A 15044-nucleotide genomic window follows, 5' to 3' on the forward strand; every position below is an offset into this window, starting at 1 on the left:
CGCCGCGCTCGACTTTCCTTCACCTGCATGCACAGGAGCGTTCATGTCCCTCATCGATCTGCGTAGCGACACCGTCACCCAACCCACCGCCGGCATGCGCGACGCGATGCTGGCCGCCGAGCTGGGCGATGACGTGTATGGCGAGGATCCGACCGTCAATCGCCTGCAGCAGCGCCTGGCGCAAGAGCTGGGATTCGCCGCCGCGCTGTTCGTGCCGACCGGCACCATGAGCAACCTGCTTGGCCTGATGGCCCACTGCGAACGTGGCGACGAATACATCGTCGGCCAGCAGGCGCACACCTACAAATACGAAGGCGGTGGCGCCGCGGTACTGGGCTCGATCCAGCCCCAGCCGCTGGACATGGAACTCGATGGCTCCCTGGACCTGGGGCGGGTCGAGGCGGCGATCAAACAGGATGATATCCACTTCGCCCGCACCCGCTTGCTGGCCCTGGAAAACACCATGCAGGGCAAGGTGCTGCCGCTCGACTACCTTGCCGATGCCCGCGCTTTCACCCGCGACAAGGGGCTGGCCCTGCACCTCGATGGCGCTCGGCTGTTCAATGCCTCGGTGAGGCTGGGCGTCGAGGCCCGGGAAATCACCCGGCATTTCGATTCCGTATCGGTGTGCCTGTCGAAAGGGCTGGGCGCGCCGGTCGGCTCGGTGTTGTGTGGCAGCGAAGCGTTGATCGGCAAGGCCCGACGCCTGCGCAAGATGGTCGGTGGCGGCATGCGCCAGGCTGGTGTGCTGGCGGCGGCCGGCCTGTATGCGCTGGATCACCAGGTCGAGCGGCTGGTCGAGGATCATGCCAATGCCGATTGCCTGGCGGCCGGCCTGCGCGAACTGGGTTATTCGGTCGAGCCGGTGCAGACCAACATGGTCTACGTGCAGCTCGGTGAACGGGCCGGCGCGCTGAAAGCCTTCTGCGCCGAGCGCGGCATTCGCCTCACCGCTGCGCCGCGCCTGCGCATGGTCACGCATCTGGATGTCGGCGCCGAGGCCATCGGCCAGGTGATCGAAGCCTTCGCCGCGTTTCGCGGCTGACTGACCGCGCGCTGGGCCGCAGGCCTTCGTGCGCAGGCTGCTGGTTGCCTTCAGGGCGACCGATGGGCGCGGGCGTCAACCTGCTGCGGGGCCTGTGAATCCCGGCCATCGAGCTGCCTGCAAATAATTGCGCGATGGCCTAGCCGCGGCGGACAAGCCCGATATAATGCGGGCTTTTGCCGGCTTCGCCGTGGCCGCCTGTTTTCCTGGAAAATGCCAATGAAAAGCGCAGAAATCCGTGAAGCTTTCCTGAGCTTCTTCGAAGAGAAGGGGCACACCCGTGTCGCTTCCAGCTCCCTGATTCCCAACAACGATCCGACGTTGCTGTTCACCAACGCCGGCATGAACCAGTTCAAGGACTGTTTCCTGGGTCTGGAGAAACGCGCTTACACCCGCGCGGCGACCAGCCAGAAGTGCGTACGCGCCGGTGGCAAGCACAATGACCTGGAAAACGTCGGTTACACCGCACGTCACCACACCTTTTTCGAAATGCTCGGCAACTTCAGCTTTGGCGACTATTTCAAGCGCGACGCGATCCATTTCGCCTGGGAGTTCCTCACCGGTGAAAAGTGGCTGAACCTGCCCAAGGAAAAACTCTGGGTCACGGTCTACGCCACCGATGACGAGGCCTACGACATCTGGAACAAGCAGGTCGGCGTGCCGGCCGAGCGCATGATCCGCATCGGTGACAACAAGGGCGCCCCGTACGCCTCCGACAATTTCTGGACCATGGGCGATACCGGCCCGTGCGGCCCGTGCACCGAGATCTTCTTCGATCACGGCGACCATATCTGGGGCGGCCCACCCGGCTCCCCGGAAGAAGATGGTGACCGCTACATCGAGATCTGGAACAACGTGTTCATGCAGTTCAACCGCACCGCTGATGGCGTGCTGCACCCGTTGCCGGCGCCGAGCGTGGACACCGGCATGGGGCTTGAGCGCATCAGCGCCGTGCTGCAACACGTCAACTCGAACTACGAGATCGACCTGTTCCAGAGCCTGCTCAACGCTGCGGCGAAGGCCATTGGCTGCGCCAATGAAGGCCAGGCGTCGCTGAAAGTGGTGGCCGACCATATTCGTTCTTGCGGCTTCCTGATCGCCGATGGCGTGACGCCTTCCAACGAAGGCCGTGGCTACGTGCTGCGCCGCATCGTTCGCCGTGCCTGCCGTCACGGTAACAAGCTGGGGGCCAAGGGCAGCTTCTTCTACCAGATCGTCGCGGCCCTGGTCGCCGAGATGGGCGACGCCTTTCCTGAGCTCAAGCAGCAGCAGGCGCATATCGAGCGCGTGCTGAAGACCGAAGAAGAGCAGTTCGCCAAGACCCTGGAGCAGGGCCTGAAGATCCTCGAGCAGGATCTGGCCGAACTGCAGGGCTCGGTGATCCCTGGTGACGTGATCTTCAAGCTGTACGACACCTACGGGTTTCCCATGGACCTCACTGGCGACATCGCCCGTGAGCGTGAGCTGACCCTCGATGAGGCCGGTTTCGAGCGTGAAATGGACGCCCAGCGCGTGCGTGCCCGTTCTGCCAGTGCCTTCGGCATGGACTACAACAACCTGGTCAAGGTCGATAGCGACACCCGTTTCCTCGGCTACGGCGCTACCGTCGCCAGTGGCCAGCTGCTGGTGCTGCTGCGCGACGGCCAGTCCGTCGACACCCTGAACGAGGGCGAGGAGGGCGTGGTGGTTCTCGACCAGACGCCGTTCTACGCCGAGTCCGGCGGTCAGATCGGTGACTGTGGTTTCCTGGAAGGCCCGGGCGTGCGTTTCGACGTGCGCGATACCACCAAGGTGGGCGGCGCGTGGCTGCACCACGGTGTGGTCAGCAAGGGCAGCCTGAGTGTCGGCGCCACCATCAACGCCGAGGTGGACGCTTCCGTGCGCACGGCGACCGGGCTCAACCACTCGGCGACCCACCTGCTGCACGCCGCGTTGCGCCAGGTGCTCGGCGAGCACGTTCAGCAAAAAGGCTCGCTGGTCGACAGCCAGCGTCTGCGTTTCGACTTCAGTCACTTCGAGGCGATCAAGCCCGAGCAGCTCAAGGAGCTCGAAGACATCGTCAACCGCGAAGTGCGCCGCAATACTCCGGTGCAGACCGAAGAGATGGACATCGAAAGCGCCAAGGCCAAGGGCGCCATGGCGCTGTTCGGCGAGAAGTATGGCGACAGCGTGCGTGTACTGACCATGGGCGATGGCTTCTCGGTGGAGCTGTGCGGTGGTATCCATGCCGGCCGTACCGGCGACATCGGCGTGTTCAAGATCGTCAGTGAGGGCGGTGTGGCCGCCGGTGTGCGCCGCATCGAAGCGGTCACCGGTGCGGCGGCGTTCGCCTACCTGAACGGCGCGGACGAGCAGTTGAAGGAAGCGGCGTCGCTGGTCAAGGGCAGCCGCGACAACCTGCTCGACAAGCTCGCGGCGGTGATCGATCGCAACCGTCAGCTGGAAAAGGAGCTGGAGCAGCTCAAGGCCAAGGCCGCCAGCGCCGCAGGCAGTGACCTGGCCGGTTCGGCCGTGGACATCAAAGGCGTCAAGACGCTCAGTGCGCGCATCGACGGCCTGGATGGCAAAGGCCTGCTGGCGCTGGTCGATCAGCTGAAGAACAAGCTTGGCAGCGCGGTGATCCTGCTCGGCGGCGTGCAGGACGACAAGGTCGTGCTGGTGGCCGGTGTGACGCAGGACCTCACCACCAGGCTGAAGGCGGGTGATCTAATGAAGCAGGCTGCTTCGGCAGTCGGCGGCAAGGGCGGCGGTCGGCCGGATATGGCGCAGGGCGGCGGGGTCGATGCGACCGCGCTCGACGGTGCCCTGGCGCTGGTCGGGCCCTTCGTCGAACAGGGTCTCTAGGGTCCGTAACTCAAGCGTGACCAGGCCGCTCGCCATGCCCGGCGAGCAGCCTGGTGGTGTGCGGTGTTGTCTGTTTAATGGGCGCCCTTCACGGGCTGAGGCAGCTTTGAAATGGCTTTGATCGTACAGAAATTCGGCGGTACATCCGTCGGCACCGTCGAGCGTATCGCGCAGGTCGCCGAAAAGGTGAAGAAATTCCGCGAAAAGGGTGACGACATCGTCGTCGTGGTATCCGCCATGAGCGGCGAAACCAATCGCCTTATCGACCTGGCCAAGCAGATCACCGATGACCAGCCGGTAGGGCGCGAGCTCGACGTGATGGTGTCCACTGGCGAGCAGGTGACCATCGCACTGCTGGCCATGGCGCTGATCAAGCGTGGCGTTCCGGCGGTGTCCTACACCGGTAGCCAGGTGCGCATCCTGACCGATAGCGCGCACACCAAGGCGCGTATCCTGAGCATCGACGATACCAACATTCGCGCCGACCTGAAGGCCGGCCGCGTGGTCGTGGTCGCAGGTTTCCAGGGCGTCGACGAGCACGGCAACATCACCACCCTGGGTCGCGGCGGTTCCGATACCACTGGCGTGGCACTGGCGGCGGCCCTGAAGGCCGACGAGTGCCAGATCTACACGGATGTCGACGGGGTCTACACCACCGACCCGCGCGTCGTGCCCAGGGCCCAGCGTCTCGAGAAGATCACCTTCGAAGAGATGCTGGAGATGGCCAGTCTCGGCTCCAAGGTCCTGCAAATCCGTTCGGTGGAATTCGCCGGCAAGTACAACGTCCCGCTGCGCGTTCTGCACAGCTTCCAGGAGGGGCCGGGCACCCTCATTACCCTTGACGAAGAGGAATCCATGGAACAGCCGATCATCTCCGGCATCGCCTTCAATCGCGACGAAGCCAAGCTGACCATCCGTGGCGTACCTGACCTGCCGGGCGTTGCATTCAAGATCCTCGGTCCGATCAGTTCCGCCAATATCGAAGTGGACATGATCGTGCAGAATGTCGCGCACGATAACACCACCGATTTCACCTTCACCGTGCACCGCAACGACTATCAGAGCGCTCAGCAGGTGCTGGAAACCACCGCGCGCGAGCTCGGTGCCCGTGAGGTGGTCGGCGACGTCAACATCGCCAAGGTGTCCATCGTTGGCGTTGGCATGCGTTCCCACGCCGGTGTAGCCAGCCGCATGTTCGAGGCGCTGGCCAAGGAAAACATCAATATCCAGATGATCTCCACCTCGGAGATCAAGGTCTCGGTCGTCATCGAAGAGAAATATCTGGAATTGGCGGTGCGTGCCCTGCACACTGCGTTCGAGCTGGATGCACCAGCCCGCCAGGGCGACTGAGGCATTCTGCAAAAGGCGCGGTGATTCCGCGCCTTTTGTACTTTTGGTTGGCGTGGGCGGAACTTTCCTTCCGTTTGCGCTGGTCAATACCAGGGTATCGGCAGTTTCTCATCGATTTTGCTAGGTGCTTTTCACTTGCTTGCAGACATGTTGTCCGAAATTGAATCCGTAAGGAGAAAGGAATGCTGATTCTGACTCGCCGGGTCGGAGAGACCCTGATGGTGGGTGACGAAGTCACTGTCACCGTGTTGGGCGTTAAAGGTAATCAGGTGCGCATTGGCGTGAATGCGCCCAAGGAAGTTGCCGTACACCGCGAAGAGATTTACCAGCGCATCCAGAAAGAGAAGGGCGAAGAACCAAACCACTAATTTTTATCGAAATTTTGGTTTGCAAACGGGGAAAACATGTTTATCATGCGCCCCGTGTTGCGGAGAGGTGGCCGAGTGGCCGAAGGCGCTCCCCTGCTAAGGGAGTACACCTCAAAAGGGTGTCGGGGGTTCGAATCCCCCCTTCTCCGCCATTATTTGGCAAGCCAGGCTTAGGCCGGGTTGGCAAACAAACCAGAGGTGATCTGGTCTAAAAACACCAACGGACTCATAGCTCAGCTGGATAGAGTACTCGGCTACGAACCGAGCGGTCGGAGGTTCGAATCCTCCTGAGTCCGCCATATTGAATGGCTTGCAGCAGTGCAGGCCATTTTGTTTCAACCAGCGGCGATCTGGTCTAAAAGTGCCAAACGGACTCATAGCTCAGCTGGATAGAGTACTCGGCTACGAACCGAGCGGTCGGAGGTTCGAATCCTCCTGAGTCCGCCATATTGAATGGCTTGCAGCAGTGCAAATCATTTTGCTTCAACCAGCGGTGATCTGGTCTAAAAGTGCCAAACGGACTCATAGCTCAGCTGGATAGAGTACTCGGCTACGAACCGAGCGGTCGGAGGTTCGAATCCTCCTGAGTCCGCCATACAAGAAGGGCCTGCAGCGATGCAGGCCCTTTTTCTTTGTCCAGAATTCGCTGTCGCAGCACGTGGGCAGTGCGAATTCTGCAATCTGGCTCGGGCGCGGTCTTGCCGAACTCTCGGTGAGCCCTAGCGTTTGCCTGCCACGCAGTCATTCTGGTCGAAGACTACCGTGCGCCGCTCGTTATTGTGCTTGCTCGCGTAGTGGTACGTGGTCTGCCCGTTGCGCCGGCTGATGCGCTCCGGCTTGCCCAGGGCGCTTTCCACGTCGCTACGGGTCATGCCGGTGCGCACCTGTTTCCTGATGATCGCCTCGCGCCGGGTGCTGCCGGTCACCGCGTTGCCGCAACCGTCCTGCTGTTCGCCGACGATGGTCAGCGTGCTCCCCGTATTGCGGGGTGCCGGCTCGTTGAGCTCGGCCTGTGGGCGTGCCAGCGGAACGGCTGCGCCGCTGCCGGGTCTGGGATTGTGGGTATTCTGAATCTGCTGTTGTTGGCTGCTGGCGCAGCCGTGCCGCGTGAAGGTGGTATGGCCGTTTTCGTCTTCGCAGCGAAACACGCTCGAGGCCAGCAGTGGGGCAGGGCAAAGCAGAATGGCGCAGGTGACTACGCAGCGCATTCGATGCATGGTGGCGTCCTCCGTGACGTTTCAATCGGGTTCTCGACAATCTTGCCACTGCCAGGTGTCTTGCCAAGGCCGATGTGCGTCGCAGTATTTCGAACTCATGCCAATTGGCTCAGGAAAACGCTGCAAGCGCTTGTCTTGCCATGCCTTTGTCACGTGCATGGCCGATTCGCGTGTTATTATTCGCGCTGTCAGCCCCGCCGGGGCTTGTGGATCCTCACCATGGACTTACCCAGTAGTAATTCAGAATTTCAACTGTGCAATCACGTACTGACTGATTGACCCTCGGGCGCGCGCCGCTGCTGGGGGCGGAGTGTGCCATGACCGAAGTAGAAGCCAAGAAGCCGCAAGAAAGCCTGCAGGATCGACTCGCACAGGTCGTCGAGTTGTTGCAGCGGCATCGGCTGGTCGAAGACCTGACTCATCGCCAGGAAGGCCCGCACCAGAACCGCGTCGAAGGTCTGGTGCATCGGCAAAACCTGGCGGAGCTGCAACGCAAGCTCGATGAGCTGCACTCTGCCGACGTCGCCTACATTCTCGAAGCCCTGCCGCTGGATGACCGTCTGGCCATCTGGCAGTTGGTCAAGGCTGATCGTGACGGCGACATTCTGCTCGAAGTGTCCGACGCGGTACGCGAAACGCTGCTTGCCGACATGGAGGATCATGAGATCCTCGCTGCCGCCAAGGAGATGGATGCCGACGAACTGGCGGACCTGGCTTCCGAACTGCCGCGTGACGTTGTCCATGAATTGATGGAGACCCTCGACGCCCAGCAGCGCGAGCGGGTGCGTTCCGCGCTTTCCTACGAGGAGGAGCAGGTCGGTGCGCTGATGGACTTCGAGATGGTGACCATTCGTGAAGACGTCAGCCTGGAAGTGGTGCTGCGTTACCTGCGTCGTCTCAAGGAGCTGCCTGGGCATACCGACAAGCTTTTCGTGGTCGATTACGACGGGGTACTCAAGGGTGTTCTGTCGATCAAGCGGCTGCTGGTCAACGATCCCGAGAAGCAGGTGGCCGAGGTCATGGGCAATGACCCGGTCAGCTTCCATCCCGACGAGGATGCGTATGACGCCGCTCAGGCTTTCGAGCGTTACGACCTGATCTCGGCGCCGGTGGTCGACAAGAACGGCAAACTCATTGGGCGTCTGACGATCGACGAGATGGTCGACCTGATTCGCGAGGAGAGTGAGAGCGAAGTACTCAACATGGCGGGTCTGCGCGAAGAAGAAGACATCTTCGCCTCCGTCTGGAAGTCGGTGCGCAACCGCTGGGCCTGGCTGGCTGTGAACCTGGTGACCGCGTTCATGGCGTCGCGGGTCATCGGCCTGTTCGAGGGCTCCATCGAGAAACTGGTGGCGCTGGCCGCGTTGATGCCCATCGTCGCCGGTATCGGCGGTAACTCAGGTAACCAGACCATCACCATGATCGTGCGCGCCATGGCGCTCGACCAGGTCAGTACTGGCAATGGCAATACCTCGCGGCTGATTCGCAAGGAGCTGGGCGTGGCGCTGATCAACGGCCTGGTCTGGGGCGGGGTGATCGGGGTGGTTGCCTACGGCTTGTATGACAGTTGGTCGCTGGGTGTGGTGATGACCGCTGCGATGACCCTCAACCTGTTGCTTGCTGCGTTGATGGGCGTGCTGATTCCAATGACCTTGATGCGCCTCGGCCGCGATCCGGCGATGGGGGCAAGCGTCATGATTACCGCCGTCACCGACAGCGGCGGGTTCTTCATCTTTCTCGGCCTGGCGACGCTGTTCCTGCTTTGAGGAGCTTTATCGCAGGCAACAAAAAAACCGGCTAAGGCCGGTTTTTCTGATTGTGCAGTTCAGTCGTCGTTGCCGGCGGCCATCTCTGCATCATGGGCGATCAATGCCACAAGCGCGTTCTGCTGGCGGCGTGACAGCTGGCGGAAGCGCTGCAGCAGTTCTCGCTCGTGCAAGGAAAGCTCTGGGCTGTCCAGGCGCACGCCGAGCTCGTCGTCCAGAGCGCCTTCCTGAAGCATGCTCTGCTCCAGTCGCGCAATGATCTCGGAATTCATGCTGCGGTGGTGTTGGCGGGCGACATCAGCGATGCGCTCGCGCATGCCGTCGGGCAACCGAACGACGAACTTGTCAGCCGTACGGCTGGAGTAGATAGCCTGTTTCATAGGGCGCATACATCAACCAATTAGTTCAGGGAAACGAAGCTGTAATGGCATATAGCTACGGGAGTGTCAGCATTCTGACCATCTCTAGCGCTATCCGTTCAACTCGGTCGGCATTTTGTCTGGTGATCGTACATCTTTCTAGCAAATATTTGACGCCAATTACGTGTCGTATTCTGGCCTGAGTACCGGCTTTTTGCCAGCACCAATTAGCGAAATCACTCTCAAATGCGTGGGATGTCGCATTTGAGCGGTTTTCCAGCGGCAAAAGTTGAAATGGCAGGCCGATAGTCATCTGATCTCTTGCGCGTTCAGGCATGGCGTGCGCAGACGAACGGGTGTCCTGCCTGTCGAGCTATCGGCGCGCTCCGTCGCAAATGATATCGTTCAGGTGGAGCGCCGTCGTGAACCAAGTCGCCAAGCTGAACAGCCGGCGCACGACCAAACGAGGAAAAGTGAGTGGCGGGTAAGCTGATTTATCTGATGGGCCCGTCCGGGGCCGGCAAGGACAGCCTGCTCGATGCTGCCCGGGCCCGGCTTGAAGCCCGGGGCTGTCGTGTGGCCAGGCGGGTGATCACACGGTCTGCCGAAGCGGTTGGCGAGGATGCCTTGGCTGTTTCCCGGCGCGAGTTCGAGGAGCGCCTGCTTGCCGGCGAGTTTGCCATGAACTGGCGCGCCAACGGGCTGTGCTATGGCATTCCCACGGAGATCGACGGCTGGATGGCCGAAGGCCGCCAGGTGCTGGTCAATGGTTCACGCGGCTATCTGGCCGACGCCTTTCGGCGTTATCCGGATTTGCTGCCGATTCTGCTAGAGGTCTCACCCGAGGCGTTGCGATCCCGGCTGATGAACCGTGGTCGGGAACCATCTGTAGAGATAGAAGCGAGGCTGGCGCGCAACGCGCAATTCACGTCGCAGGGGGTGGGGGAGGTAGGCGCCAAGCTGATCCGGCTGGACAATTCCGGGCCGCTCGAGGTCACGGTAATACAGCTTCTGCATGTGATCGAAGCGGCCAGCCCGCAGGCGTGAACCTTCACATCATGTGATCTGCTCGACCAGGGTTGCAGTTAGCGCAGGATGGGGTCGAACTTGACTCGTTTGCCAATCAGCAGGGCCACCATCAGGGCCAGTCCGCTCAGGGCCAGCACCACCTTGGCAGCAGCCGTCAGCCAGGCGGATTGCTCAGGCGCCATCCACAACATGCCGGCGGAGATCGCCGCCATCACTATGCTCAACAGGGCTGGTTTGGACATCATGGTTTCCTCGCGCTACTGCGTGGCTGGCGTTTAGAAAAATGGGTCATGGGGGCCATTTTGTTCATCTGTGAAGGATTGAGGCGGAACTCGATCGGATAAGCCGTCGATCAGCCAGATGGCAACGCAGGTAATGGTGGCCAGCAGCAGAATGAAGCCTGGGAAAAATACGCTCCACATGGCCGCTGCTCAGAACGTGAAACGCTGTTGAGGGCGCGGTTGCCAGTCGCTATCGGTCAGAGGCTTGGCAACGAACTGGCTGGGCTCGACGTTGGTCGCATGCTTGAATTGCACCGGCGTGGCGCGCATCTGCTGTACCAGTTGGGTAGCAGTAGCCTGTTGCTGATTGATTTGAAAGTTGGCGAATGCGGCGCCTGCCAGGAGGGTCAGGGCAATGGCGGTGGCCAGGGCGATGATGCTTTTCATGGTTGGGGATCTCGCATTCGATTTCTATGCGAGTAAAAGAGCAGTTCTCATGCCAAGATTTTTAAAATAAAAAATCCTTTAAAATCAAGCATATAAGAATACTTTTAAGCGTTGATCTCGTGCAGCTTGCAAGGTGCGGCTTCCGTCGTATTGCAAAATGCATGACTGTGCACGAGTTCCTAATCGAGCGGAAGTTCAGTTGTGCGTTTGACTTCACTCATCGCGATGCCGGAATGGGCCTCCTGAACGTGTGGCCGCTGCAGCAATTGATCGCGTAGAAACCGCTCGTAACTTGCGATATCCCGCGCCACCACCTTCAAAAGGTAGTCCGAACTGCCGGCCATGGTGAAACATTCCAGCACCTCTGGGTAGCCGATGATCGCCTGCTCGAACTCGTCAAGATTACTGCGCCCGTGAGCCGATAACTTGATGCTGACGAACACGGTGATATTGAACCCCAGCCGTTTGTGGCTCAGCAATGCCACCTTGCGTTCGATGAATCCTTCCTCCTGCAGCCGGCTGATACGGCGCCAGCACGGCGACTGGGATAGCTCCACCTTCTTGGCAATTTCAGCTGCGCTGAGGTCGGCATTGCGTTGCAGCAGGCGCAGGATACGGCGATCGATGGCGCTCAACGGTTCGTGCATGCTTTTTTCCGATTTGTCGTTTTTATTGGAATGATCATGTTGAGTATTGGCGCTGACGGCGCGAATTAGAAACAAAAATTCGCTGACCTCCAGGCTATGCTTACGCAAGGCATCTGCACAGTGATCCTGGCGGATGTGAGCAGGCAGTACATACCGTTGCCGCCTGAAGGTCGCTATAAAAATAAAAGGAGCGCCGTCCCATGTCTCTGGCCGAAATCCGCCTGGACGACAAGTATCGTCTCGCTACGGGTCACCTTTACCTCACCGGTACCCAGGCACTGACCCGTTTACCCATGCTGCAGAAACAGCGCGATGTAGTCGCCGGGCTCAACACGGCCTGCTTTATTTCCGGCTACCGCGGCTCACCATTGGGTGGGCTCGACAAGAGCCTGTGGGAGGCACGCGAATTCCTCCAGCAACACGCCATTCACTTCCAGCCCGGTATCAACGAAGAGCTTGGGGCGACTGCCGTATGGGGCAGCCAGCAGACCAATCTGTTTCCGGGAGCCCGCTACGATGGCGTGTTTGCCATGTGGTACGGGAAGGGCCCTGGCGTAGACCGCAGTGGTGACGTGTTCAAACATGGCAACTCGGCGGGCGTGTCGCCCCACGGCGGGGTGCTGTTGCTGGCCGGGGACGACCACGGCTGCAAATCCTCGACCATCGCCCATCAGAGCGAGCATGCGTTCATCGCGGCCTCGATTCCCGTGCTGAACCCCGCCAACGTCCAGGAAATTCTCGATTACGGCATCATCGGCTGGGAGCTGTCGCGTTACAGCGGCTGCTGGGTGGCGCTGAAAACCATTGCCGAGAACGTCGACTCTTCGGCGGTGGTGGATGTCGATCCGCAGCGGGTCGCCATCACCCTGCCCGATGACGTCGAGCTGCCCGCTGACGGCGTGCATATCCGCTGGCCGGATCCACCCCTGGCGCAGGAAAAACGCCTCAACGTCCACAAGATCTACGTAGCCCGGGCGTTCGCCCGGGCCAATGGGCTGAACAGGGTCATGCTCGATTCGCCCAACCCGCGGCTGGGCATCATTACGACCGGCAAGTCCTATCTGGACGTACGCCAGGCGCTGGACGATCTGGGGCTCGACGAGGCGCTGTGCGCGCGCGTCGGTCTGCGGGTGCTCAAGGTGGGCATGAGCTGGCCGCTCGAGCCGGTGTCCGTCCACGATTTCGCCGATGGGCTGGACGAAATTCTGGTGGTCGAAGAGAAACGCAGCATCATCGAGGACCAGCTCACCGGGCAACTGTACAACTGGCCGGTCGGCAAGCGCCCACGGGTGGTGGGTGAGTTCGATGAGCACGGCCAATCGCTATTGCCCAACCTGGGCGAGCTGACGCCTGCCATGGTGGCGCGGGTGATTGCCCGGCGTCTGGCTCCCATCTACACCAGCGAGGTCATCGAGGCGCGCCTCGGTTTCCTCGATGCCAAGGAGAAGGCGCTGGCGGCGCGCAGCTACAGCACAGTACGTACTCCGCATTTCTGCTCGGGCTGTCCGCATAACAGCTCCACCAAGGTGCCGGAAGGCAGTCGGGCCATGGGCGGCATCGGCTGCCATTACATGACCCAATGGATGGATCGCAGCACCGAGACCTTCACCCAGATGGGCGGCGAGGGCGTGACATGGATTGGCCAGGCGCCCTTTACCGACACGCCTCACGTATTTCAGAACCTCGGTGACGGCACCTATTTCCACTCTGGGCACCTTGCGCTGCGCGCCGCCGTGTCGGCTGGCGTGAACATTACCTACAAGATTCTCTATAACGACGCGGTGGCGATGACTGGCGGCCAACCGGTGGACGGCGAGCTGCGTGTTGATCAGTTGAGTCAGCAGGTCTTCGCCGAAGGGGTCAAGCGCATCGCGGTGGTCAGCGACGAGCCGGACAAATACCCGAGCCGTGCGTCCTTTGCGCCGATTACCAGCTTTCACCACCGCCGTGAGTTGGACGCCGTGCAACGGGAGCTGCGCGAGTTCAAGGGCGTCTCGGTGATCATCTATGACCAGACCTGCGCCACCGAGAAGCGGCGTCGGCGCAAGCGCGGCAAGTTGGCCGATCCGGCGCGACGCGCCTTCATCAACGCGGCAGTGTGTGAAGGCTGTGGCGACTGCAGCGTGAAATCGAATTGCCTGGCTGTGTTGCCGCTGGAAACCGAGCTGGGTCGCAAGCGCGAAATCGATCAGAACGCCTGCAACAAGGATTTCAGCTGCCTGGAGGGCTTCTGTCCCAGTTTCGTCACCGTGCATGGCGGCAAATTGCGCCAGCCACAGGCGGTCGGCGCGGGCGCCTTGTTCGTGGCGCTTGCAGAGCCGCGCCTGCCTTCTCTGGCAAGGCCCTGGAGCATTCTGTTGCCCGGCGTTGGCGGGAGCGGCGTGACCACGGTGGGCGCACTGCTGGGCATGGCAGCGCACCTGGAAGGCAAGGGCTGTACCGTGCTGGACCAGGCTGGGCTGGCGCAGAAGTTCGGCCCGGTGAATACCCATGTACGCATTGCTGCACGCCAGGATGACATCTATGCGGTGCGCATCGCCGCGGGCGAGGCCGACCTGTTGATCGGCTGCGATCTGGTGGTGGCCGCGGGCGAGGACGCCCTGGCCAAACTCAACGAGCAGGTGTCCCATGCGGTCATCAACAGCCATGAGGCGGCTACCGCCGAGTTCACCCGCAACCCGGATGCCCAGGTACCTGGCCAGGCAATGCGCCAGGCACTGATCGATGCGGTGGGCGCCGAGAAGACCTGGTTCGTCGACGCCACCCAGCTGGCCACTCGCCTGCTTGGCGACAGCATCGCCACCAACCTGTTCATGCTTGGCTATGCCTACCAGAAGGGGCTGGTGCCGGTCAGTGCTCAGGCGATCGACAGGGCCATCGAACTCAACGATGTGGCGGTGGCATTCAACCAGCAGGCCTTTCTCTGGGGGCGGCGCGCTGCCCATGACGCCGCAGCGATCGAGCGCCTGGTGCGGCCTGTCAACGCGACGGCGCCGCGCTGCGAGACGCTGGAGGAACTGATCGAGGACCGCAGTGCACGCCTGACGGCCTACCAGAATGCAGCCTATGCCGAGCGCTACCGACAACTGGTGATGCGCGTCAGCGCCCGTGATAGCGACCCCTCCCAGCGGCTGAGCCAGGCCGTGGCGCGCTATTACTTCAAGCTGCTGGCCTACAAGGACGAGTACGAGGTGGCGCGCCTGTACAGTGATGCAGCCTTCACCGAGGCGCTGCAGGCACAATTCGAGGGGCACTACCGCCTGCAATTCCACCTGGCGCCTTCCTGGCTCACCCCTGTCGACAAGGCGACCGGCGAGCCGCGCAAGCGCAGTTTCGGTCCCTGGATGTTGAAGGCATTCAGGTTGCTCTCGGCCATGCGCGGGCTACGTGGCACCTGGCTGGACCCGTTCTCGCACAGCGAAGAGCGCAAACTTGAGCGCCAGCTCATCGAGGATTACGAATGCAGCATCGCCGCGCTGCTGGATGGCTTGAGCGCCGCCAACTATCAGACCGCGCTGGCCATTGCCGAGCTTCCGGAGCAGATTCGCGGCTATGGGCATGTGAAGGAAAAGGCGGTGCACCGGGTGCGTGAGCAGGAACAGCAGTTGCAAGCGCGGATGAAAACCACTGAAATAACGGTCGTCAGGATGTTCGAACCGGCAGCATGAGGCCAGGCAGGGCGGCAACGGCATGACAAATGTCGCCGTGATGGTTAACATGCCGGCCGGCCGTTGCGATGACGCCGGTTTGC

At 61.2% G+C, this 15044-nt stretch carries 12 protein-coding genes and 4 tRNA genes; 11 read left to right on the top strand and 5 right to left on the bottom strand.

What is annotated here, in order from left to right; genetic code table 11:
• The first annotated feature begins 43 nt into the window (after positions 1-43).
• The 8 genes from ltaE to ACZ0AV_RS20920 all read left to right on the top strand — a co-directional run bounded on the left by ltaE (position 44) and on the right by ACZ0AV_RS20920 (position 6202).
• Positions 44-1045, top strand: coding sequence for a low-specificity L-threonine aldolase (gene ltaE, locus ACZ0AV_RS20885; RefSeq protein WP_499152794.1), 1002 nt, complete (start codon positions 44-46; stop codon positions 1043-1045).
• Positions 1046-1264: 219 nt separating this feature from the next.
• The gene (alaS, locus tag ACZ0AV_RS20890; protein WP_499152795.1) at positions 1265-3889 is read left to right on the top strand and encodes an alanine--tRNA ligase; all 2625 of its coding nucleotides are present in this window, start codon (positions 1265-1267) and stop codon (positions 3887-3889) included.
• A gap of 111 nt (positions 3890-4000) precedes the next feature.
• Positions 4001-5239: an aspartate kinase gene (locus ACZ0AV_RS20895; protein ID WP_499152796.1), complete on the top strand. Its 1239-nt coding sequence runs from the start codon at positions 4001-4003 to the stop codon at positions 5237-5239.
• A 182-nt stretch (positions 5240-5421) separates the two neighbouring features.
• Positions 5422-5607, top strand: a complete 186-nt coding sequence (gene csrA / locus ACZ0AV_RS20900; protein ID WP_013792214.1) for a carbon storage regulator CsrA — start codon at positions 5422-5424, stop codon at positions 5605-5607.
• Between the two features lie 61 nt (positions 5608-5668).
• Positions 5669-5759 (top strand) — tRNA-Ser (locus ACZ0AV_RS20905).
• Between the two features lie 70 nt (positions 5760-5829).
• A tRNA-Arg gene (locus ACZ0AV_RS20910) sits at positions 5830-5906 on the top strand.
• A gap of 71 nt (positions 5907-5977) precedes the next feature.
• Positions 5978-6054, top strand: a tRNA-Arg gene (locus ACZ0AV_RS20915).
• 71 nt (positions 6055-6125) lie between these two features.
• Positions 6126-6202 (top strand) — tRNA-Arg (locus ACZ0AV_RS20920).
• Positions 6203-6326: 124 nt separating this feature from the next.
• Here the strand turns inward: ACZ0AV_RS20920 and ACZ0AV_RS20925 are convergent.
• Positions 6327-6824, bottom strand: a complete 498-nt coding sequence (locus ACZ0AV_RS20925; protein ID WP_499152797.1) for a DUF4124 domain-containing protein — start codon at positions 6822-6824, stop codon at positions 6327-6329.
• Between the two features lie 317 nt (positions 6825-7141).
• On the opposite strand from ACZ0AV_RS20925, the gene mgtE reads away from it, so the two are divergent.
• Positions 7142-8590, top strand: coding sequence for a magnesium transporter (gene mgtE / locus ACZ0AV_RS20930; protein WP_499152798.1), 1449 nt, complete (start codon positions 7142-7144; stop codon positions 8588-8590).
• 59 nt (positions 8591-8649) lie between these two features.
• Here the strand turns inward: mgtE and ACZ0AV_RS20935 are convergent, their stop codons facing one another.
• Positions 8650-8979 (bottom strand): Arc family DNA-binding protein, encoded by a 330-nt coding sequence (locus ACZ0AV_RS20935; RefSeq protein ID WP_027906133.1) that lies wholly within the window; start codon positions 8977-8979, stop codon positions 8650-8652.
• A 447-nt stretch (positions 8980-9426) separates the two neighbouring features.
• Between ACZ0AV_RS20935 and phnN the strand changes: the two genes are divergently transcribed.
• A complete protein-coding gene (phnN, locus tag ACZ0AV_RS20940) occupies positions 9427-9996 on the top strand; it encodes a phosphonate metabolism protein/1,5-bisphosphokinase (PRPP-forming) PhnN (protein ID WP_499152799.1) in 570 nt (189 codons plus the stop codon).
• A gap of 38 nt (positions 9997-10034) precedes the next feature.
• On the opposite strand, the gene ACZ0AV_RS20945 is transcribed toward phnN, so the two are convergent.
• The 3 genes from ACZ0AV_RS20945 to ACZ0AV_RS20955 form a co-directional block, all read right to left on the bottom strand.
• Positions 10035-10220 carry a PA3371 family protein gene (locus tag ACZ0AV_RS20945; protein ID WP_499152800.1) on the bottom strand — a complete coding sequence of 62 codons (186 nt, stop codon included), beginning with the start codon at positions 10218-10220 and terminating at the stop codon, positions 10035-10037.
• 189 nt (positions 10221-10409) lie between these two features.
• Positions 10410-10646, bottom strand: a complete 237-nt coding sequence (locus ACZ0AV_RS20950; protein WP_499152801.1) for a hypothetical protein — start codon at positions 10644-10646, stop codon at positions 10410-10412.
• A 179-nt stretch (positions 10647-10825) separates the two neighbouring features.
• The gene (locus ACZ0AV_RS20955) at positions 10826-11293 is read right to left on the bottom strand and encodes an Lrp/AsnC family transcriptional regulator (protein WP_499153420.1); all 468 of its coding nucleotides are present in this window, start codon (positions 11291-11293) and stop codon (positions 10826-10828) included.
• A 200-nt stretch (positions 11294-11493) separates the two neighbouring features.
• Here ACZ0AV_RS20955 and ACZ0AV_RS20960 point away from each other — a divergent pair, with 200 nt between their 5' ends.
• A complete protein-coding gene (locus tag ACZ0AV_RS20960) occupies positions 11494-14961 on the top strand; it encodes an indolepyruvate ferredoxin oxidoreductase family protein (protein ID WP_499152802.1) in 3468 nt (1155 codons plus the stop codon).
• The last annotated feature ends 83 nt before the right edge of the window (positions 14962-15044 follow it).

This window comes from Pseudomonas sp. AC532, assembly GCF_979258965.1.